The sequence below is a fragment of the Treponema rectale genome, from assembly GCF_014202035.1.
Taxonomy (GTDB): Bacteria; Spirochaetota; Spirochaetia; order Treponematales; family Treponemataceae; genus Treponema_D; species Treponema_D rectale.
In genome coordinates, this window is record NZ_JACHFR010000005.1 from 102,046 (window position 1) to 121,731 (window position 19,686).

Below are 19,686 nucleotides of genomic sequence, written 5' to 3' on the forward strand. Positions count from 1 at the left end.
AAGTCAGATGCTTAAAGAAATAACGGCACCTGCTTCAGGCATTATTCCTGCAAGACCGTAGCTTCCTGTCTGTGCCTGGGCTGCAGCGGCTATTTCTGTCTGAATCTGCTGCTGGTATTGTTTTATGAGGGCATCTTTCTGCTCGTCATTCATTCCGCCTATTTCTTCCTTTGAGAAAGCCGGTGTCTTTTTCATGTTGACAAGCTGGTTTATAAGAGTGTTCAGGATACTTACGCGGCTTACAGGTACGCCTCTCTGACCGTTGTCAGCAGCAATTCCATGTACATAATCAAACTGAGAATAAATAACGGCATTAGGGTTTACAGGAACATTCAGGATTCCTCCTGATGAACTGAAAAGAGATTTATAGCTTGATGCGTTTAAATTAATACCGTTACTAAACATAAGCGTATCCTCGTCATATTTAGTATCGGTATTATTATACCATATATTAAGTAAATCTGCTTATTTTTTAGTAGAACTGCTTGTTCCAGTTCTCTATTCTTTCTTCAAGGGAGGCCGGTTCTTTTTTAGAATCAGTAGTTACACATTCCTCAAGATACGGAAGGATTATTTTTTCTTTAATGCTGTCCCATCTGTATGGCAGAATGTCAGGCATTACAAGGTTTTTTTCTCCGGGAAGGCTTCCTAAAAGCTGTCTGTAATAAACCGGATAAATGTTTTCGTTAGTTGCCTTTATCGAAGAAAAACCGTTTGCAAGACCAAAGGTTGAGGTATCAAGCTTCATTGTAAGCTTGCGTTCAAGCAGGTGTTTCTGTGTCTTTTCATTAAGAAGCCAGCTTATAAAAATCTCAGCTTTTCTTGTATGCCGGGTTTTCTTATAAAGTCCTATGCAGACAATGTCGTCTTCTATAGGAATTTTGTCATCAGATGCAAGCCACCTGAAATTCAGTCCTTCATTCTGACTCTCATCAAGGGCAAAGAATTTGTCGCTGCGGGTTGAAGCAAAGAGGCATCTTCCCGTGCTTACCTGCCTGTGTTTCGGCATAAAAAGGTAGCGGAACTGAAAGTTTTTCTCTGTAGTAGAATCTGTATTGAACTTAGTAGTCCAGTCTTTCATTCTGCGGATAGTATCTTTAAGGGCTTTTTCATTCCATATAAAGCTTTTACCCCGTTCCGCATAGTCAGCTCCCTGGAGTTTGCTTGCTTCATACAGGAATTCCTTGTCCCAGCCCGGGGCATATCCTATGGCTGTATAGGCTTCACTTTTGTTTTTTGCATTGTAGGCAGCAGATATTTCTTCCATTCTGTCCAGGGTAAGCAGGTGTTCGTCCTGAAGCATGTATTCATTTGAATTTGAATAGATTATCATCGGAAGATTAAAACTCAGGGGAATCAGGTACTGCTTTTCGTCAATAATGCCGTATTCCAGAATCTGCGGATAAAAGTCATCTCTGTTGAGAAGCTTTGATTTAAACATAAAGTCCAGAGATGCAAAATTCCGGCGGATGGTAGAATTCATGAGCCAGCTTGCAATTACAATATCCGGCTGAAGTTCATCTGCTGAAGGCGGAAGGGAACTGGCTGCTTTTTCCTTATAAACGATTACAACCTTTGAATCTTTGTGGGTTGCATTAAAATCTTCTGCAAAAGAGGCAAGGGCAGGAGTATCAGTCCATATAACAAGATAGTCATTTGCCTTACGGCTGCAGGATGTCAGTACTGCAGTCATAAGGATGATTAAAAACTTAAGCTTTTGCAAGTTCATCAGCTGTGTCGTAAATTGCCTGGTAAACAGTCTCAATCTTTTCTTCATCAAGACTTGAGAATGCCACGCGAAGGGTATGGGAGTCAATAGAAATTGTTCCTATTCCCTTTTCTGTCAGCAGTTTCTGCCTGAGTTCTTCTGCATCAACAGTATCAAGGTGGAATGCCATGAAATAGCCTGAATTGAATGGAAGAGGAGAAATTGCCGTACTCTTATGCGAAGTTACGAATTTTTTTACCAGCTTGTATCTTGCTTCAAGAACTTTACGGAATTCGATTTTTTCTGTCTGAATGTCTCCGTCTCTGTAAGCCTTGAAGATCATTGACTGTGGAGGTGTAGATGCGCAGGAAACAGAAGAGCGGATGGCAGCCATGAGTTTCTTTACAAGGGCGTCATAATGTGTGTCAGTAAGGTTTTTACCGCCGAATGTGATGAAGCCGCATCTGAATCCCCATGCAAAGTCTTCTTTTGTAGGTCCGTCAATTTTAGCAGCAAGAACATTTTCGTGAAGATCGCAGAGTTCTGCAAATAAAGACTGAGGATAGATGTCATTTTCATAGTTAAGGCCGAAGTAAGCGTCATCGCACCATACCATTACTTTTGTACCTTTTTCTGCAAGGTCTTTGATAATGCTTACGATACGGGCAGCTTCAGACTTTGTCGGTGAATATCCTGATGGATTCTGCGGAAAGTTAAGGATTACGCGGACAGAACCTGTTTCTGCCTGTTTTCTGAGGCATTCCTCAAGTCCGTCTACATTGAATTTTCCGTCTTTAAAAATTTGAAACTGAACGAAAGGAGCATTGCGTCTTGCTCCTGCGATAAGCACGTAGTTGTCCCATGATGGATCTGCAGCAACAAGCCCTTTTGTCTCGTCAAGGAAGAGATCTGCAAGATAAGAAATTCCTGCCGTAAGCCCTGGAACCAGTACCGGGAGAGAAACTGACTTACCCTCAAGCCCCGGATTCTTTTTTAACATTTCTTCTTTCCAAAGGGCACGAAGATCAGGATTTCCGGCTGTAGGAGCATATGCAACAAGTTCTCCGCTCTGAAGTTCCGGTGCATATTTGCGTACGGAAGGAAGTATGGCCGGTTTTCCGTTGATTACGGTCATTCCGATAGTTCCGTTTGCAACTTTACCGAGTTTTTTAGCTTCTCCGCTCTGAGCTATAATTCCTTTAGGAAAGTAAAGACGCTGTCCTAAATCAGAAAGCAGTTCTCCAGGTGTTGTTCCTGCAAGAAGGTCATTTAATTCTTGTGCTAATGGATTCATCATAATTAGGGGATTATAATGATTTATGTATTTTTTATCAATTATTTTGGGGTAAAGTTGCATATTTATACAATGAATGACTGCCTCAGAGCGTCATATTGCGGAAATTACATGTAAAAACTCGACTTACAGCTTATAAACTGATATTATGATATAGATTATTTTTTTTCAGGGGGAATTTGATGAAAAAGATTTCAGCTGTTTTAGGAGCTCTCGCTGCAGCTGCCGTTATGTTTACAGGCTGTCAGAAACAGGATCTTATCGTCGGTTTCGTTCAGGCCGGTCATGAATCAGCATGGCGCATTGCAAACACAGAATCTTTTGAACAGGCATTTGGTAAAGACTCGGGATATATTCTTGACATGCATGACTGTAACGGAAGTCGTGATCTTCAGATAGAAGTAATCAGAAAGCTTCTTGATGACGGGGTTGACTATCTTGTCATTGCACCTGTTGTAGAAGACGGATGGGAAGAAGTTCTTCATGAAGCAAAGGAAGCTGATGTTCCGGTAATTCTCTGTGACAGACAGATCAGTGCAGATTCAAACCTGTATGAATGCTGGGTAGGAAGCTACTTTGTCGGAGAAGGCCGTAATGCAGTAAACTGGCTTGAAAACTATCTTAAAGAAATTGAATGGAAAAAAGAACGTACTTTTATCGTTCACCTTCAGGGAACTAAGGGATCTTCTGCTCAAAAAGGACGTACACAGGGGCTTGAAGAAGGTCTGCGCAATCATCCGGAATGGAAGCTTTTAGGATTTGATAACGGTAACTTCAGTGAGTCAGGCGGTTATATTGCAATGAAAAAAATCATTGCTTCTATTGGAATTGACATGATTGATGTTGTTTATGCAGAAAATGATGACATGGCTATCGGTGCAGTTGAAGCTATCCGCGAAACCGGAAAGGAACCTGGTAAAGATATTATAATAATTTCTTTTGATGCCGGAAGACGTGCCCTGGAACTTGTAAAGCAGGGGGTAATAAACTGTGACGTTGAATGCAATCCTATGCACGGACCTCTTGTAAAGAATATCATTGATCAGAAAGAAAAGGGCATTGAACCTGAAAAGATTATGAACGTTAAGGAATCTCTTTACGACATAACTAATGTTGATGAAGTGCTTGAAACACGTACTTACTGATTGTATAAACTGAATTTAATTTTTGAAACCTGAGTTTCTGAAATCCGGTCTGTTTTATTATAACGGCCGGATTTTTTTTATACGATTTAAAATAAAAAAAGCCCGCCACGTCAGGCAGGCTCTCTTTCTCTGTGCCAGAAACTACTCTGTTAAAATCTTAATGATTTCAGCTTTGTCCTGTGTATTCAGGATCTGAGCACGTTTGTCTGCTGATTTAAAGAGGAGGCTTACTTCAGCAAGGAACTGAAGGTGAGGACCTGTCTTGTTTACAGGAGATAAAGTCATGATAAAGATACGGCATGGCTCCTGATCAAGACTGTCAAAATCAACAGGATTGTCTGAAATACCGATACATGCAACAAGGTCAGAAACTGCATCTGTCTTTCCGTGAGGAATGGCGATGCCGTGCTTCATACCTGTAGACATCTTGCGCTCTCTGTCGAGTACAACTTCTTTTGCAGAAGCTTTATCTGTAACTTTTCCTGCTTTAACGAGGATGTCAAGCAATTCGTCGATAATCTCTTCTTTTGTAGTTCCCTTCAGATGGAGATCTACTGTTTCTGGTGTTAATACTGTTCTTAAGTCCATGGTTTTATTCTATGTTCGGCATAAATATTTGTCAAGAAAAATTAAGGTTTATGGTGATAGTTTTTTTGTAAAAAAATGCAGTTTAATACATTAAAGCGTATTAAACTGCATTAAATGTGACTGCGCACCTGTAACGGTTTATACTGCTGCAAATCCTTTTTCAAGATCTGCAATGATGTCGTCAATATGTTCCGTTCCGATAGAAAGGCGTATCGTACTCTGGGTGATTCCCTGGTCAGCCAGCTCTTCATCTGTAAGCTGAGAGTGTGTTGTGGTTGCCGGGTGTATTACAAGAGACTTTACGTCTGCAACATTGGCAAGAAGACTGAAGATTTCAAGATGATCTATGAAATTCCATGCAGCTTCTTTTCCGCCTTTTATTTCAAATGTAAAGATTGAAGCGCCTCCGTTTGGAAAGTACTTCTGATAAAGGGCATGATCCGGATGGTTTTCAAGGGAAGGATGATTTACCTTTGCAACCTTAGGATGGTTTTTAAGGAATTCAACTACTTTTTTCGTGTTTTCTGCATGACGGTCAAGACGAAGAGAAAGAGTTTCTGTTCCCTGAAGAAGAAGGAAGGCGTTGAACGGAGAAATTGTAGCTCCCTGGTCTCTCAGGAGGATTGCACGGATATATGTTACGAATGCTGCAGGTCCTACGGCATCTGCAAAGCTGATTCCGTGGTAGCTTGGGTTTGGTGCTGCAATAGGAGCGTATTTTCCTGATTTTTTCCAGTCAAATTTTCCGGAATCAACGATTATGCCTCCCAGTGTGGTTCCGTGTCCTCCGATAAACTTAGTTGCAGAATGAACTACGATGTCTGCCCCGTGTTCAATCGGCCTGAAAAGATAAGGTGTTCCGAAGGTATTGTCTACTGCAACAGGAAGACCGTGTTTATGGGCTATTGCGCTGATTGCATCAATATCAGGAATGTCTGAGTTAGGATTTCCCAGGGTTTCCAGGTAAACGGCTTTCGTATTTTCTTTAATGGCTCCTTCTACTTCTGCAAGATTATGGGCATCAACAAAAGTTGTTTCGATACCAAACTGACTTAAAGTATGGGCCAGAAGATTGTAGCTTCCTCCGTAAATGGTTTTCTGAGCTACGATGTGATCTCCTTTCTGAGCAAGGGCCTGAATCGTGTAAGTAATTGCTGCTGCTCCTGAAGCAAGGGCAAGGGCTGCAACACCACCTTCCAGGGCTGCGATGCGTTTTTCAAGAACATCCTGGGTTGAGTTTGTAAGGCGGCCGTAAATGTTTCCTGCATCGGCAAGTCCGAATCTGTCTGCTGCATGCTTTGAATTGTGGAATACATAAGAAGTCGTCTGGTAAATAGGTACAGCCCTTGAATCTGTTGCCGGGTCTGCCTGTTCCTGTCCTACGTGAAGCTGTAATGTTTCAAAATGTAATTTCTTGTCTGCCATAGTTTTATCTCCTGTTTTCTAAATGCCGTATCATTGTGCATTATATAGAATAAAGTTTAATTTTTTTGCATAAGACATTCCTGTACGGTATGCCTGTGCGTAATTTGAGTAATAATCTGTTGATTGAGTAATTTTTTCTTAGCGGGAACAGCAGAGGCACATGACGCCGTTGCGGAAATTTTCACGAACTAATTTTTCAAAATAAAACTTCATTTCTGTGCCTCCTTAAATTTGTAGATATGCTTAAGATTTCAAAAGTTATAAAGCTTCAGAAATCTCCTGATGAGAAAAATATAATCCCTATTACCTAGTTTGTCAATAGGAAATTTAGGTATTTTTTTTAATTTTCACCTTAAAAGAGCTGGAGGAATGAATTTAACTGGCGGAAAGAAAGTCTTTTATTCTGTTAAGGTTCTTTTCTGCTGCTTTACGACCTTCCTTGTATACTCTCTTCAGTTCAGATTCATTTTTGCAGGTTCTGCTGATTCCAAGGGAGGTTTCGGGACAGATTACAAGAGCCCTGCCTTCTTTCTGAGCCTGAAATGCGTATTCGGTCTGGGCATTATACATTGCGGGGCGGTTTTTAATGGCTTTTATAAGTTCCGGGTATTTCCTTAATGCTATGTTCATTACTGCAGAAAGTTTTGACGGCTTTTTTCTGTAGTTTTCCGGCTGGGTAAGTATGACTACATTTTTTTTACAGCCGGCTCCTTCTGAAAATTTCAGTGGAATTGAATCAGTAATTCCTCCGTCAAGAAGAAGGGTTCCTTCCGCCTTTACCGGTACTGACACAAGAGGCATTGAGGCAGATGCGCGCATAAGTTCAAGCTCTTCATAATTACAGGAAGAAAGTTTGTGATATCTTGGAGTTCCCCTCAGAATGTCTGTTGTAACGGCAAAAAATTCCATGGGATTGTTTCTGTAGGTTTCAAAATCAAAAGGGTCAAGTTTTTCTGGAAGGGTATGGTAACAGAATTCTGCATTAAAAAGGTTTCCGGTTTTCAGGAAAGACTGCCAGCTGGAGTAGCGTTTGTCTCTGGCATATTTAAGGTTATACCGTAATGCCCTTCCGGTCTGTCGGGATTTAAAGTTGCAGCCGAAAGCAGCTCCGGCAGATACTCCCGTAGTCATGTCAAAGGTGATGTTGTTTTCGATGAATACATCAAGACAACCGCTTGTAAAAAGACCGCGCATTGCACCGCCTTCAAGAACCAGACCTGTTTTTACTGTAGCTTCCATAGGGGTAAAATAGAGGAAGAAACTTATTTTGTAAATACCTTAAATCAGTCTCCGGAAAGTGATTTTTTTTGATATTCCTGTAAAGAAAACTCAAAATTAATATTGAAGGAAATTTTTATACGGATTAAAATCTAAGAAAAGGTTTTCATAAAATGGCTGCAGTAAATTTTCAGTCACTTTTTGATTTTACGGGGGATTTATGACTAAAGAAAAAATCATCGAGGAAATTTCCGGCGGAAAAGCTGTTCTGGGAATTGAATTCGGTTCAACAAGAATTAAGGCTGTTCTTATTAACAGTGAGCATGAACCTGTTGCAGGGGGAGCTTTTGACTGGGAAAACTCTCTTGTAGACGGTATCTGGACTTATTCACTGGATGAAATCCATAACGGAATTTCTACTGCCTTTGCAGAAATGAAAAAAGATGTGGCAGAAAAATACGGTGTAAAGCTTACAAAACTTGCAGCTCTCGGTATCAGTGCCATGATGCACGGATATCTTGCCTTTGATTCAAACGATAAACTTCTGGTTCCATTCAGAACCTGGCGCAATACTATTACCGGTGAAGCTTCAAAAGCCCTTACTGAGCTTTTTAATTTCCCGATTCCTGAACGCTGGAGCATTGCTCATCTTTATCAGGCAATACTTAATAATGAGCCTCATGTTAAGGATGTTGCTTTCTTTACAACTCTTGCAGGTTATGTTCACTGGATCCTTACAGGTAAGAAAGTTCTGGGAGTAGGAGATGCTTCCGGAATGTTCCCTATTGATGACAAAACAGGAAACTTTAACAGTGCAATGATTGCTCAGTTTGATAATCTTGTTGCAGATAAAAATTTCAGCTGGAAACTTGAGGGAATTCTTCCTGAAGTTCTTCCTGCCGGAAAGGAAGCCGGTGTTCTTACAAAGGAAGGTGCTGCATGGCTTGACCGTGACGGAACTCTTGAAGCCGGTTGTGTTCTTGCTCCTCCTGAAGGAGATGCCGGAACAGGTATGGCTGCTACAAATTCCGTAGCACCACGCACTGGTAATGTAAGTGCCGGAACTTCAATTTTCAGCATGGTTGTTCTGGAAAAGCCTCTTGCAAAGACATATCTGGGGCTTATAGATGTTGTTACAACTCCGGACGGAAAACCTGTTGCCATGGTTCACGGAAACAACTGTACCGGTGAATATGATAAATGGATTAAGATGTTTGGAGAAGCTGCAACGCTTCTTGGTGCCAAATTTGATAAGGGCGAACTTTATCAGGCCATGCTTACAGCGGCTCTTAGCGGAGACAAGGATTGCGGCGGATGTGTTCCATACAATTATATTTCCGGAGAAAGCATTACGGGCTTTACTGAAGGCCGTCCGCTTTTTGTCCGCACTCAGAATGCAAAGCTTAACCTTGCCAATTTTATGAGAAGCCAGCTTTTTACTGCTCTTGCAGCCCTCAGAGTTGGAATGGATGTTCTTTTTGAAGAAAAGGTTCCTCTTGAACGTCTTACGGGACATGGCGGCTATTTTAAGACAGAAGGCGTCGGTCTTCCGTTTATGGCTGCTGCAATGCACACTCCTGTAAGTGCAATGAGTACTGCCGGTGAAGGCGGTCCATGGGGAATGGCAGTTCTTGCTTCTTATGTCCTTAACGGAGGCGGAGAATCCCTTAGCAGTTATCTTGAATCAAAAGTATTTGCATCTGCAAAGATAGAAACTGTAAAACCGGAAGCTGCAGATGTTGAAGGATTCAATGCATTCCTTGAAAACTATAAGAAGGGACTTGCTGCAGAAAGAGCTGCCGTAGAAAATCTTTAATGACGGAGGTAAGAAAAAAATGTCAAAATATCAGAGTTTAAAAGAAGAAGCATTTGAAGCAAACATGCAGATTCCTGCACAGCATCTTGCCCTTTATACATGGGGAAACGTAAGTGCCTTTGATCCTGCACTGGGTGTATTTGCCATAAAGCCAAGCGGAGTTCCTTACCCGGAACTTACTGCAGACAGTATGGTTGTTGTTGATCTTGAAGGAAAAGTTGTCGAAGGAACCTTGAGGCCTTCTTCTGACACTCCTACTCATGCAGTTTTGTATAAGGAATTTGCTGTTGCAGATAAGGCAAATATCCGCGGAATCATTCATACTCATTCAACTTATGCAGTATCCTGGGCTCAGGCTTTAAAGCCGGTTCCGCTTTTCGGAACAACCCATGCTGACCACATTCAGACTGAAGTACCATGTACTCCATATCTTTCAAAGGAAGCAGTTCAGAATGATTATGAAAAAGAAACAGGAAACCTTATCGTAAGTCATTTCCGTTCACTTAAGCTTAATCCAAATGAAGTAAACATGGTTCTTGTAGGCGGTCACGGTCCGTTCTGCTGGGGTGCTACTGCAGATAAGTCTGTATACAATGCGGCAGTTCTTGAAGAAGTAAGCCACATGGCAATGAATACTCTTGCAATTAATCCTGCTGCAGCTCCTCTTCCTGATTACATCATTCAGAAGCATTATCTGAGAAAGCACGGACCTAATGCATATTACGGTCAGTCAAAGTAAGGTTTTTTAACTTTATTTATAGAAGGAATTATTACTTTCCCGGAAATCAGTTCAGGTTTCCGGGATTTTTTTTAGATGCAGGTCTTAAAAAGAGAATCAACTTCTTCCTGGGTTACGCGGCAGCCGGTTATTTCAGATGGAGCCGTAACTCCTGCCCTGGCTGTATTCCGTTTAATATTCTTGCGAATTTTTGCACAAAAGTCAGTTACAATTCCGGAAGTTTTTTTTTCAGCAGTGTGAGCCCTAAAAAGTTTATCCAGGTCATCCTGTGAAAGAGATATGCTTGCTTCCGCCATATATATAGCCTCCAAAAAAAATCCATGTATTTTTAATTAGGTTTTCTATAATTGTATGCCAGAATTTTTCAGAATACAAGGAAAACCTTTTCATACGTTCAGGAAATAAAAAAAAATAATTTTAAATTTGACAATTCTTAATCAACACGTGTAAAATAAACGTGTTGATTTAAAAAATCTGCTTTATGGAGGAGATTATGAGCAGAAGGTTTATAGTTGTTTCTGTGATTTTTCTTGCTGCCCTTGTATGGCTTTCTTTGCCGGATATGAAAAAAACTGATGACGGCAGGATTACCATTACAGTCTGGGAATCTTTAGGCGGCCCGGATGAGTTTATAAAAAAAGCGGGGGAAGCTTATTCAGAACTTCATCCGGATGTAAAGATTAAATTTGTAAATGTAGAACTTGGTGATGCGGTAAGTCAGGTTGCTTTGGATGCTCCTGCAGGGGTAGGACCTGATCTTTTTGCAGCGCCTCATGATAAACTTGGTGAACTTTATAATATGGGCCTGGTTTTTGCCGTGGAAGATCCGGACAGATTAAAGGAACAGGTTCTTGCTTCCTGTTCCCAGGCTGTTACGTACAACGATATTATGTTCGGTTATCCTGTCAGTGCAGAAACTTATGCGCTTTTCTACAATAAAAAATATATTTCTGAGAAGGATGTTCCTCAGAAGTGGAGCAGCCTTCTTAACTGGTGCAGGGAGTTTAATGCAAAAAATCCAGGTAAATACGGTTTTATGATGGATGCAGGTTCCGGATACTATACGATTACTTTTGCGTCTAAAAACGGAAACAGGCTTTTTGGTGCAGACGGTCGGGATTCAGAACATACATATCTTAATACTCAGGATGCCGTACAGGGAATGACTTTTTTTCAGGATATGAGGAGTGCGATTCTTGATGTTCCTGCTGCGGATTTAACAACTGCCACTTGTGATGATTCATTCCGCTCTGGAAAAGTTGCAATGTATATAACTGGTTTGTGGAATGTAAAAAGTTTTGAGGAAGCCGGTCTTGATTTTGGTGTAGCTAGTCTTCCTGCACTTCCCGGGGAAGATACTCCTTCTCCTTCTTTCAGCGGAACCCGTGCAATGTATGTAAGTGCTTTTTCTAATCATGAAAAGATAGCTGCTGATTTTGCAAAATTCCTTATTTCTCCAGAAATGCAGCAGCTCAGGTTTGAAATTACCGGTGCGCTCCCTTCAATAGATGTAGCTGTAGAAAGTCCATATATCAGCGGATTCCTCAGACAGCTTGATTATTCATTCCCGATGCCTTCCATTGACCGTATGTCTGCTTTCTGGGCTTCCATGGACAGTGCATCAAAAAACATCTGGGACGGTGCAGATGTACAGACAGAACTTAATGCCTGTGACCGTACGATTTTGTCTAAGTGATTAAAATTTTTTCCGGAGGAACACAATGACTTTGGCTTTAAACGGCAGTTCAGAAAAGAAAGTGACAAGAACAGCAGTGTGCTTTATGGGACTTTCTCATCTGCTTTATTTGAAAGAATACCTTAAGGGAATTATTTTTGCCCTTATTGAAATCGGATTTATCGGATGCATTCCTTTTATTGCAGGTAAGATAAAAGATCTTATTACTTTGGGAGATCCGCATCCGGAACTTGCAGCCCGCTATCGTGATAATTCTACATACATGCTTATTGACGGAATTCTTGTGCTTGCGTTTATTTTCATTTTCGTTGCCCTGTATGTTATTTCGGTACGGAGTGCAAAAAAATCATATGGAATTTACTGCAGGACAGGCAGGTATTCCAGTCAGAAAATATCGGAGAGCCTTAACAACGCATTCCCTACGTTTGGCATTGCTCCTTGTGTAGTAATGCTTCTTATATTTGTTGTAGTTCCTCTGGTATTTAGTATTGCCGTAGCTTTTACAAACTACAGTTCGCCTTATCATTTGACTCCGGCAAAAACTGTAGACTGGGTAGGAGCTGATAATTTCATAAGCCTGATTTTTGGCGGAACAGGCTGGTCTGCAGGATTTGCACGCATTGCAGTATGGACTTTAGTCTGGGCCGTGCTTTCTACTTTTACCTGTTACTTTGGAGGGCTTATCGTTGCAATTCAGCTGCAGGAAAGCGGAATCAGATTTTCTCCGGTATTCAGGTTTATTTTTATCCTCCCGTACGCAGTTCCTTCCGTAATAACGATGCTTGTATGGAAGAACATGCTTAACGGAACTTTCGGTACCATTAACAGAACTTTGTGGGCTCTCGGTATTGTAAAGCACGGTACGGTAATTCCGTGGCTTGGAGATGCAACTCTTGCCCAGATAATGTGTATTGTCGTAAATCTCTGGGCCGGATTCGGTTACTTTATGATGCTCTCAATGGGAACTATGACGGCAATTCCAAAGGATCTGTATGAAGCTGCCCGCATTGACGGTGCAAACAATGCTCAGGTAATGCGCCACATTACTCTTCCACTTGTTTTGTTCCAGACTATGCCTCTTATCATCATGAGCTTTACCCACAACATTAATAACTTCGGAATCATTTACTTCCTTACAGGCGGAGAACCGACTGTTGCCGATACGACGACAACCAGGGCCGGTGGAACTGATATTCTGGTAACGTGGATTTATAAACTTACAATGAATCTTATGCGTTACGATTTTGCTTCGGTAATAGCCGTACTTATCTTTGTCGTACTTGCGCCGTTTGCAATCTATCAGTTTAAGAATACTAAGGCTTACAAAGAAGGAGAACTGTAATGACACGTGCAGGTAATATTGTTAATAAGACGGTTATTTACGTTGTATTTGTTTTGATTTCCATAGCAGTATTTTATCCGCTGGTTTATGTAGTAGCCGGTGCTTTTGCTCCAGGTTCAGGTATTTCTGACATGAGCATCGTTCCTTTTACAAGAGAATATACTGTTGATGACGGCAGTGAAAAAAATGGTGCTGTTTTTGATAAAACCTCTGATTCTTACCGCGGTTCCGGAAACATACAGGCTTTTGTCCTTGCTTCTGAATTAAAGGGAAGGGAAGTGCTTGGTGTTGATATTACAGTTGAAGGGGCTGCTGCCGGTGAATGGTATACGGCTGTTGCAGGAAATGAATGGAAAAATGAAATAAGGCTTTCTCCTGAAACAGATGCAGAAACTCAGGCGGTAACATACAAAGGTTCAACATCGGATCCGGAGTTTATAAAGGCATATGTTACAGAAGGACTTGGTCTTGCGGCAAATGCTGATGCTTTTCCTTCAAAAGTAAGTGTTTGCTTTACTGTAAAAGATACAGGACCTGTACCGGAAACTCATTTTACTTTTAAGGGAGCCTTCACTTTAAAACATTTTAAGTATCTTTTTACTCAGACTCAGTACTGGCTCTGGTTTAAGAATACGCTTGTGATTTCTTTGTGGACGGCACTGCTTACGGTAATTATTTCTTCCATCAGTGCCTATGTATTTTCCCGCTTTCATTTTGTGTTTAAGAAGACGCTTATGATGAGCCTTCTGGTTCTTCAGATTTTCCCTTCGTTCGTCGGCATGATTGCTATTTATGTAATTCTTAACCGTATAGGCGGACTGGATACTCTCTGGGGACTGGTTCTTGTTTATGTTGCAGGTAACATTCCTTATAACACCTGGATGGTAAAAAGCTATATGGATACTGTAAGCCGTAATCTTGATGAGGCAGCCCGTATTGACGGTGCAAGTCATTTCAGGATTTACAGCACCATAATTCTTCCTGTAACAAAACCTATAATCACGTTCCTTGCAATTTCAAGCTTTACGGGGCCATGGATGGATTTTATTTTCCCTAAGATGGTTCTCCGCAGTCCTGAAAAACAGACTCTGGCAATCGGACTGTTCAGTTTTGTTTCTGATAAGAAACAGGAGTTCACGACATTTGCAGCCGGTTCCCTGATTATTTCAATTCCATTCATCATTTTCTTCCTTCTTACTCAGAGAAGCATGATGGTTTCAATGGGATCAGGTGCCGTAAAAGAATAGAAAAATATTGGAGTAAAAAAAATGACATCTTATTCGTTTGACAGTAAAAGTCTTTTTAAAGACGGTAAGCGCTGGTTCCCTGTTATGGGAGAAATTCATTATTCCCGTTATCCTGAACAGTACTGGAAAGAAGCTGTTCTTAAAATGAAGGAAGGCGGCGTTGACGTTATAAGCAGTTATGTAATCTGGATTCATCATGAAGAAGAAGAAAATAAATGGGACTGGAGCGGATGCCGTAATTTGAGAAAATTTGTCGAAGTCATTAAGGAATGCGGAATGTCCATGCTTCTTCGTATTGGACCATGGGTTCATGCGGAAGTAAGGAACGGCGGTTTTCCTGACTGGCTTTTGAAAAAATGTCCTGATGCCCGTACGAACAGTGAGGCTTATTTTGCCGAGGTAAAGAAACTGTATGAAGAAACTTTTGAACAGGTAAAGGGGCTGATGCTTAAAGACGGCGGACCGATTATCGGAGTTCAGATTGAAAATGAATTCGGTCACTGCGGCGGTCTCTGGGGTGAAGAAGGCGAGCTTCACATGAAGCGTCTTACTCAGATGGCAAAGGATGTCGGCTTTGATGTTCCTCTTTATACTGCAACAGGATGGGGCGGTGCTGTTACCGGCGGACTTCTTCCTGTAATGGGCGGATACTGTGAAGCTCCATGGGATCCCCGTGCAACAGAAATTGAACCAAGCGTAAACTATGTCTTTACCTATGAGCGAAATGACCACGGAATCGGAAGTGATTATGGTCTCGGAGAAGGCATTACTTTTGACATGAACAAGTTTCCTTATCTTACCGCGGAACTGGGGGGCGGACTTCAGGTTACCTATAAGAGACGTCCTGTTGCCCGTGGAAAAGATATTGGCGGCATGAGTCTTGCAAAGATGGGAAGCGGCTGTAATCTTCTGGGCTATTACATGTATCACGGCGGCTGCAATCCTGAAGGAAAGCTTACGACTCTTGAAGAAAATACTTCTACAGGTTCCATTAATGATCTTCCTGTAAAGAATTACGATTTCAGGGCCCCTCTTGGTGAATATGGAAAACCCAATGCAACTTACGGAGAAATAAAACTTTATTCTCTTTTCCTTCACGACTTTGGTGAATTTATGGCTGGAACAGATACTTATATTCCTGAAGAAAATCCTGTGGATGCAGACAATCTTACTGCCTTGAGGACTTCATGGAGGTATTCTGAATGTAAGTCCTGCGGTAAAAAGAAAGGATTCGTATTTGTAAACAACTATCAGCGCAGATATAAAATGGCTGATCACAGAAACGTGGTTTTAAAGAATGCAGATGCAGGGGTGGATTTTACTGCGGTTGATGTTTTTGACGGAGACATGTTCTTCCTTCCATTTAATTTTGCCGTGGGAAAGAATAATCTTGCCTGGTCTCTTGCAACTCCACTTTGTTCCCTTAATGAAAAAGCTTTTGTTTTTTACAGTGCTGCCCGTCCTGCCGGAAAGCTTTTTGCCGGGGAATCTTCTGTAAGGGATATTACTGATGCTGATAAGACATTGTACTGTTTTGATAAGATTGAAGATGCCGGAATAAAAATAATAACTCTTACCAGAGATGATGCTCTTAATGCTCACAAGGTAAAAGCCGGCTGCGGAAAGGAATTTATTTTTATTACTGATGCTGCTCTTTATCAGGAAAAACTTGAGGGAAAGATTCTGCTTCATTTTGAGACAGAAAAGGAATGTGAAGTAAAGGTTTATCCTGCATTTGAAAACATCCCGGCAGGGTTTGAGTATGTACGCAATGAGAATGGTTTTGCAGTTTATAAAACCGGTGCTTCTGGAAAACTTGCTGTGGAATCTTCGGAAAAAACTGAAGGGGAAAAACTCGTACTTACCGTAAAGACTGAAGCCTTTGAAAGTGAAGATGCCTTTATAGAAATCAATTATACCGGAAACTGTGCAAGACTGTATGAAGGTGGAATGCTTAAAGATGATTCGATTTATATAGGTGAAGAGTTTCCGTGGAGGATCTATCTTAAGAGATTTGGAAAAGGTGCGCATGAATTCCGGATAGAAATTGATCCGCTGCTTGCTTCTCAGAAAACAGTCAATTTTATTGAAACCTGGCCGGATTTTGCAGGAGACTCTCTGTGCAGGGTGAACTCTCTGCTCTCCGGACTTGAAACGTCAGTTACAGTAGAATTGTAAGTGGCTGTCCAATAAGTATAAGTCATTGCCGTGCTCGACAGTTTGTTATTGCCGCACTTGATGCGGCAATCTCTTGTATTGAGGGGGTAGTACAAACCCTCAAAACGGCGAAGTCAAGGCTTTAAGCGTTAGCGTGCCTTGACTCGACGTATTGTAATTAAATAGATTTTCGGGTCGACCCCGAAAATGACATTTTTTGAACTTATTGGTCATCCCCTTTGCAGTCTGAGTATTGTCGTATGCTGTACGGCAGTACTCGAACCTTGATGTGGACTTCTGCTAGCTATGTTTGACTTGTATTATCTTTACGCCTCTATAAATAAAAAGGCAAATTGTAGCACTTACAAGTTTATCTACAAAGTTTGTGATTGTGCCGCCTATGTATGCAGCAACCGGCAGGCTTCTGATTACGACGTAGATTCCCTGAACTGCGTTATCAACCTGCGGAATTGACGTGTTTGCACCATACACAAAGTTCGAAATTGAATCTCCGATAATTGAATTGCTGATTGCGGCTAAAAATCCAGCCCACATAAAGCTGCCTGCGGAAAGAAGTTTTTCGTTAGGATGATTTTTTCTTTCTGAGCGGAAAAACAGCCAGGCTATTAAAGCAGTAGAAAGATGACATGCAGAAAAGAAGATTCCCGTGTGTGCAAAAATGAACAAAAGAAGATTTGAACCAAAAGCGCAGATTAAGCCTGGTACAAGTCCGCACAAAGCAGTTACCGCAATTGTCATTACTGAATCAAGATAAAGAGGAAAGGCAATTAATCCCGCCAGAAATGAACCGAGATAATTTATTCCGATTGAGACGGCGGTAAAGAGAACTGTAAAAATTATTCTGCGCGGTGTCCAGTTTTTGTCCGGCAACCTGCTGTTTATTAAGTTGCCGCTCATACTATAAGCCCCAGAAGTTTTGCTTTTTCAAGAAGGTCGTGCCTGTCTTTTATATCAAGTTTTGAATAGACTTCGGTTCGCTGATTGATGACAGTTTTTTCTGATTTGCCGAGCTTTTTGGCAATGTCTGCAACGTGCATATCCTGCGAAAGAAGAATAAAAACTTCACGCTCTTTTTTGGAAAGTGATTTGTAGTTATCAAAAAGGTAGCTCAAATCATTTGTGATGTAATGTTCGCGTCCATGTTTTACAAGAAGCGACTGCATCAGTTCAGTTGCAGCCTTATTATAATATGAGTTTCCGTTGGCAACAGTAGTGATTGCAGAGGCAAGTTCATCAATTGTTGCGTCTTTTGTGATGTAGCCCTGAACTCCGTTCAAGAGTGAATTTTCAACATGAATCACATCATTGAACATTGTGTAAATCAAAATTGAAATGTCGGAAGAAAGCTTTTTGAGTTCGGGAATCAGTTCAAGTCCGCTTCTGCCGTCAAGGTTCAAATCAAGAATGACAATTTTGATGCCACGGTTTTCCTTTAAGGTTTCCAGAGCACTTTCATAATCACTTGCGCACACAAAATCAAAAGAGGAATCTTTATTTTTAAGCATTTGCGTCATGCCGTCGCGTAAGCCCACATGATCATCAACGAACAGAATCTTTAATTGTGATTGCAATTGTTGTTCCTACCTCGCTTATAAAGTTGACAGTACCGCCCAAAAGTTCCACGCGCTCTTTGATGTTTGAAACGCCGTAATGCTTTTTTGCACTCTGCTTGTTTTTAAGTTCAACTTCTTCTTCCGAAAATCCCTTGCCGTCGTCCTTTATGATAAAGCGGAAGTCATCGATTCCATCTACAAAACGGATTTCCACGTTACTGGCATTTGCATGACGGCTGATGTTGGAAAGAGCTTCCTGCAGGATTCGGATAAGTTCAATCTGAACATTTTCGCTTAAATCCTGAATTTTTGTTGAACCGATATAGACCTTTGTTGAAATGTTGTAGTTTGCTTCAAGCGTTGCCGCCAGTTTTTTTACAATTTCTTCAAAGCTTTCGTTCAGGTTCAGGTGGGTGGTTCCAATCATATAGCGTACTTCGTTAAAAGCCTGCTGGGCATAAAACTTTGATTTTGAAATATCTTCTTTTTCAAGATAAAGCTTAAGCGCCGCAAGATCCTGAGCAACACCGTCGTGAAGGTTGCGGCTGATTTTAGACTGTTCTTCACTCATTACCTTAAGGCGGTGAAGGTCAATTCTGTTTTTAAAGGATTTTTCTACAATCAGAAAAACTGCAATCATAATGAGAATGAGAGAGCAGTATAAAAGCGTGTCGTAGCCAAGATTGAGGCGGTTCTGTGTCTGGTGTATGTTGTTTTGAAAAGTGATTATCGGCTCAATTGTGTTCTGATTTGTTTCCAGAAGTTCAATAATCTCTGAAAGTTCAGTTTTTAATTCTTCATCAAAATAAGTAAAAGGCGTGTAATCGTAAGTGAGTTTTTCTATCAAATCATCATGATTAAAATTACCGCTGTTTTCTTCCAGCTGAATTTTGAGCATCTGAGAATCCAGTTCCGAAATCTTTTTATTCGACCAGGTCTTAAAATAAATGGAAAATCCAAAATTGATTATTGCCACATAGATGATGAGTAATTCAATTTTAAAAACATGCTTCAATGTTAAAGCAACACTTTTGCTCATGCGCCAAGTATACATCAAAAGTCCCGTTTTTGTTTGGGAAATTTTCCCAAGAATTTTAGGAAAGCGTCCCAAAGGAATTTAGAAGGAATGATGTAGAATCATCCAGCAGAGAAAATTATTAAATAATTTTGGAGATTCGAATGAAGAAGATTTTTAAGATTTTAAGTATTTTGGTAATGGTTTTTGTACTTTTTTCTTGTGCAAATCCGTCAAGTAACCCTGAAGAACCAACAGTTACAGAGCCTCAAGGGTATTCAATTACTTTTGTTGCAGAAGATCCTAGATATGATCAACCACTTGCAGATCTTTTGAACAGTTTACCTGATTATAAAAACCTGGAAGAAGGTACAGAAGTAGAACTTCCAACAGTTGCCTATTTAACATATATCTCAGATGATGACTACGAATACACACTTGAGCGTACAGAAAGTACAAATTATGAAGGAAAAATGTTTTATGAAGGTGATATAACTTCGGTAGTAATTGGAAACGAAGATATTGAAATAAAGTTTCGGATACCTGGTTTTGACCAAGTTTTAAATTAAAGAAAAAAGGCTATAATTTAGGTTTAATTCGATAACTAAAAGAGAGGACTGCTAAAAATGATATGTACCCCTTTTACTGGACAAAAGTAAAAGGGGTATTTTTATGCGCTATTCATTTGAATACAAAAAGAAATGTGTTGAATTGTATCGACA

At 40.7% G+C, this 19,686-nt stretch carries 18 protein-coding genes; 8 read left to right on the forward strand and 10 right to left on the reverse strand.

From position 1 onward, the window contains the following. Window positions 1-3: 3 nt before the first annotated feature. From HNP77_RS12160 to HNP77_RS12170, 3 genes are all read right to left on the reverse strand, one after another. On the reverse strand, window positions 4-405 hold the full coding sequence (locus HNP77_RS12160) for a hypothetical protein (RefSeq protein WP_184653766.1): 402 nt from the start codon (window positions 403-405) through the stop codon (window positions 4-6). A 67-nt stretch (window positions 406-472) separates the two neighbouring features. Beyond that, the gene (locus HNP77_RS12165; protein ID WP_246428943.1) at window positions 473-1,693 is read right to left on the reverse strand and encodes an extracellular solute-binding protein; all 1,221 of its coding nucleotides are present in this window, start codon (window positions 1,691-1,693) and stop codon (window positions 473-475) included. Window positions 1,694-1,709: 16 nt separating this feature from the next. Beyond that, window positions 1,710-3,005, reverse strand: a complete 1,296-nt coding sequence (locus HNP77_RS12170) for an aminotransferase class I/II-fold pyridoxal phosphate-dependent enzyme (RefSeq protein ID WP_184653769.1) — start codon at window positions 3,003-3,005, stop codon at window positions 1,710-1,712. Window positions 3,006-3,184: 179 nt separating this feature from the next. Between HNP77_RS12170 and HNP77_RS12175 the strand changes: the two genes are divergently transcribed. Then, a complete protein-coding gene (locus HNP77_RS12175; protein WP_184653771.1) occupies window positions 3,185-4,147 on the forward strand; it encodes an ABC transporter substrate-binding protein in 963 nt (320 codons plus the stop codon). A 141-nt stretch (window positions 4,148-4,288) separates the two neighbouring features. Here HNP77_RS12175 and HNP77_RS12180 read toward each other — a convergent pair whose 3' ends face one another. The 3 genes from HNP77_RS12180 to HNP77_RS12190 form a co-directional block, all read right to left on the reverse strand. After that, on the reverse strand, window positions 4,289-4,735 hold the full coding sequence (locus HNP77_RS12180) for a PTS sugar transporter subunit IIA (RefSeq protein WP_184653772.1): 447 nt from the start codon (window positions 4,733-4,735) through the stop codon (window positions 4,289-4,291). 138 nt (window positions 4,736-4,873) lie between these two features. Beyond that, window positions 4,874-6,160: an O-acetylhomoserine aminocarboxypropyltransferase/cysteine synthase family protein gene (locus tag HNP77_RS12185; RefSeq protein ID WP_184653773.1), complete on the reverse strand. Its 1,287-nt coding sequence runs from the start codon at window positions 6,158-6,160 to the stop codon at window positions 4,874-4,876. A 375-nt stretch (window positions 6,161-6,535) separates the two neighbouring features. After that, a complete protein-coding gene (locus tag HNP77_RS12190) occupies window positions 6,536-7,399 on the reverse strand; it encodes a patatin-like phospholipase family protein (protein WP_184653780.1) in 864 nt (287 codons plus the stop codon). Window positions 7,400-7,598: 199 nt separating this feature from the next. On the opposite strand from HNP77_RS12190, the gene HNP77_RS12195 reads away from it, so the two are divergent. Next, window positions 7,599-9,194: a xylulokinase gene (locus HNP77_RS12195; protein ID WP_184653783.1), complete on the forward strand. Its 1,596-nt coding sequence runs from the start codon at window positions 7,599-7,601 to the stop codon at window positions 9,192-9,194. Window positions 9,195-9,213: 19 nt separating this feature from the next. After that, window positions 9,214-9,933, forward strand: a complete 720-nt coding sequence (gene araD / locus HNP77_RS12200) for an L-ribulose-5-phosphate 4-epimerase AraD (protein WP_184653785.1) — start codon at window positions 9,214-9,216, stop codon at window positions 9,931-9,933. A gap of 71 nt (window positions 9,934-10,004) precedes the next feature. Here araD and HNP77_RS12205 read toward each other — a convergent pair whose 3' ends face one another. Then, on the reverse strand, window positions 10,005-10,229 hold the full coding sequence (locus HNP77_RS12205; RefSeq protein WP_184653787.1) for a hypothetical protein: 225 nt from the start codon (window positions 10,227-10,229) through the stop codon (window positions 10,005-10,007). A 197-nt stretch (window positions 10,230-10,426) separates the two neighbouring features. Here HNP77_RS12205 and HNP77_RS12210 point away from each other — a divergent pair, with 197 nt between their 5' ends. From HNP77_RS12210 to HNP77_RS12225, 4 genes are read left to right on the forward strand one after another with little or no spacing between them, the layout of a single operon-like run. Continuing rightward, complete coding sequence (locus tag HNP77_RS12210) at window positions 10,427-11,629, forward strand: sugar ABC transporter substrate-binding protein (RefSeq protein ID WP_184653788.1); 1,203 nt, start codon at window positions 10,427-10,429, stop codon at window positions 11,627-11,629. A 25-nt stretch (window positions 11,630-11,654) separates the two neighbouring features. Continuing rightward, a complete protein-coding gene (locus tag HNP77_RS12215) occupies window positions 11,655-12,971 on the forward strand; it encodes a carbohydrate ABC transporter permease (RefSeq protein WP_184653790.1) in 1,317 nt (438 codons plus the stop codon). After that, window positions 12,971-14,218 carry a sugar ABC transporter permease gene (locus HNP77_RS12415; protein WP_246428944.1) on the forward strand — a complete coding sequence of 416 codons (1,248 nt, stop codon included), beginning with the start codon at window positions 12,971-12,973 and terminating at the stop codon, window positions 14,216-14,218. Before HNP77_RS12215 ends, HNP77_RS12415 begins: the two co-directional genes overlap by 1 nt. Before the next feature lie 21 nt (window positions 14,219-14,239). Further along, window positions 14,240-16,396: a beta-galactosidase gene (locus HNP77_RS12225; protein ID WP_184653792.1), complete on the forward strand. Its 2,157-nt coding sequence runs from the start codon at window positions 14,240-14,242 to the stop codon at window positions 16,394-16,396. A gap of 279 nt (window positions 16,397-16,675) precedes the next feature. Here HNP77_RS12225 and HNP77_RS12230 read toward each other — a convergent pair whose 3' ends face one another. The 3 genes from HNP77_RS12230 to HNP77_RS12240 are packed head-to-tail and all read right to left on the reverse strand — an operon-like array spanning window position 16,676 to window position 18,988. After that, on the reverse strand, window positions 16,676-17,293 hold the full coding sequence (locus HNP77_RS12230) for a hypothetical protein (protein WP_184653794.1): 618 nt from the start codon (window positions 17,291-17,293) through the stop codon (window positions 16,676-16,678). Then, complete coding sequence (locus tag HNP77_RS12235) at window positions 17,290-17,967, reverse strand: response regulator transcription factor (RefSeq protein ID WP_184653796.1); 678 nt, start codon at window positions 17,965-17,967, stop codon at window positions 17,290-17,292. The genes HNP77_RS12230 and HNP77_RS12235 overlap by 4 nt, the downstream gene beginning before the upstream one ends. Then, window positions 17,936-18,988, reverse strand: coding sequence for a sensor histidine kinase (locus HNP77_RS12240; protein ID WP_184653798.1), 1,053 nt, complete (start codon window positions 18,986-18,988; stop codon window positions 17,936-17,938). The genes HNP77_RS12235 and HNP77_RS12240 overlap by 32 nt, the downstream gene beginning before the upstream one ends. Before the next feature lie 140 nt (window positions 18,989-19,128). Between HNP77_RS12240 and HNP77_RS12245 the strand changes: the two genes are divergently transcribed. Then, window positions 19,129-19,533, forward strand: coding sequence for a YajG family lipoprotein (locus HNP77_RS12245; RefSeq protein ID WP_184653800.1), 405 nt, complete (start codon window positions 19,129-19,131; stop codon window positions 19,531-19,533). Window positions 19,534-19,686: the final 153 nt, after the last annotated feature.

What these genes read in the sequence shown, in the direction of transcription:
- HNP77_RS12160 (WP_184653766.1), bottom strand. Translation starts at nt 405, where the DNA reads ATGTTTAGTAACGGTATTAATTTAAACGCATCAAGCTATAAATCTCTT.
- HNP77_RS12165 (WP_246428943.1), bottom strand. Translation starts at nt 1,693, where the DNA reads ATGACTGCAGTACTGACATCCTGCAGCCGTAAGGCAAATGACTATCTT.
- HNP77_RS12170 (WP_184653769.1), bottom strand. Translation starts at nt 3,005, where the DNA reads ATGATGAATCCATTAGCACAAGAATTAAATGACCTTCTTGCAGGAACA.
- HNP77_RS12175 (WP_184653771.1), top strand. Translation starts at nt 3,185, where the DNA reads ATGAAAAAGATTTCAGCTGTTTTAGGAGCTCTCGCTGCAGCTGCCGTT.
- HNP77_RS12180 (WP_184653772.1), bottom strand. Translation starts at nt 4,735, where the DNA reads ATGGACTTAAGAACAGTATTAACACCAGAAACAGTAGATCTCCATCTG.
- HNP77_RS12185 (WP_184653773.1), bottom strand. Translation starts at nt 6,160, where the DNA reads ATGGCAGACAAGAAATTACATTTTGAAACATTACAGCTTCACGTAGGA.
- HNP77_RS12190 (WP_184653780.1), bottom strand. Translation starts at nt 7,399, where the DNA reads ATGGAAGCTACAGTAAAAACAGGTCTGGTTCTTGAAGGCGGTGCAATG.
- HNP77_RS12195 (WP_184653783.1), top strand. Translation starts at nt 7,599, where the DNA reads ATGACTAAAGAAAAAATCATCGAGGAAATTTCCGGCGGAAAAGCTGTT.
- araD (WP_184653785.1), top strand. Translation starts at nt 9,214, where the DNA reads ATGTCAAAATATCAGAGTTTAAAAGAAGAAGCATTTGAAGCAAACATG.
- HNP77_RS12205 (WP_184653787.1), bottom strand. Translation starts at nt 10,229, where the DNA reads ATGGCGGAAGCAAGCATATCTCTTTCACAGGATGACCTGGATAAACTT.
- HNP77_RS12210 (WP_184653788.1), top strand. Translation starts at nt 10,427, where the DNA reads ATGAGCAGAAGGTTTATAGTTGTTTCTGTGATTTTTCTTGCTGCCCTT.
- HNP77_RS12215 (WP_184653790.1), top strand. Translation starts at nt 11,655, where the DNA reads ATGACTTTGGCTTTAAACGGCAGTTCAGAAAAGAAAGTGACAAGAACA.
- HNP77_RS12415 (WP_246428944.1), top strand. Translation starts at nt 12,971, where the DNA reads ATGACACGTGCAGGTAATATTGTTAATAAGACGGTTATTTACGTTGTA.
- HNP77_RS12225 (WP_184653792.1), top strand. Translation starts at nt 14,240, where the DNA reads ATGACATCTTATTCGTTTGACAGTAAAAGTCTTTTTAAAGACGGTAAG.
- HNP77_RS12230 (WP_184653794.1), bottom strand. Translation starts at nt 17,293, where the DNA reads ATGAGCGGCAACTTAATAAACAGCAGGTTGCCGGACAAAAACTGGACA.
- HNP77_RS12240 (WP_184653798.1), bottom strand. Translation starts at nt 18,988, where the DNA reads ATGAGCAAAAGTGTTGCTTTAACATTGAAGCATGTTTTTAAAATTGAA.
- HNP77_RS12245 (WP_184653800.1), top strand. Translation starts at nt 19,129, where the DNA reads ATGAAGAAGATTTTTAAGATTTTAAGTATTTTGGTAATGGTTTTTGTA.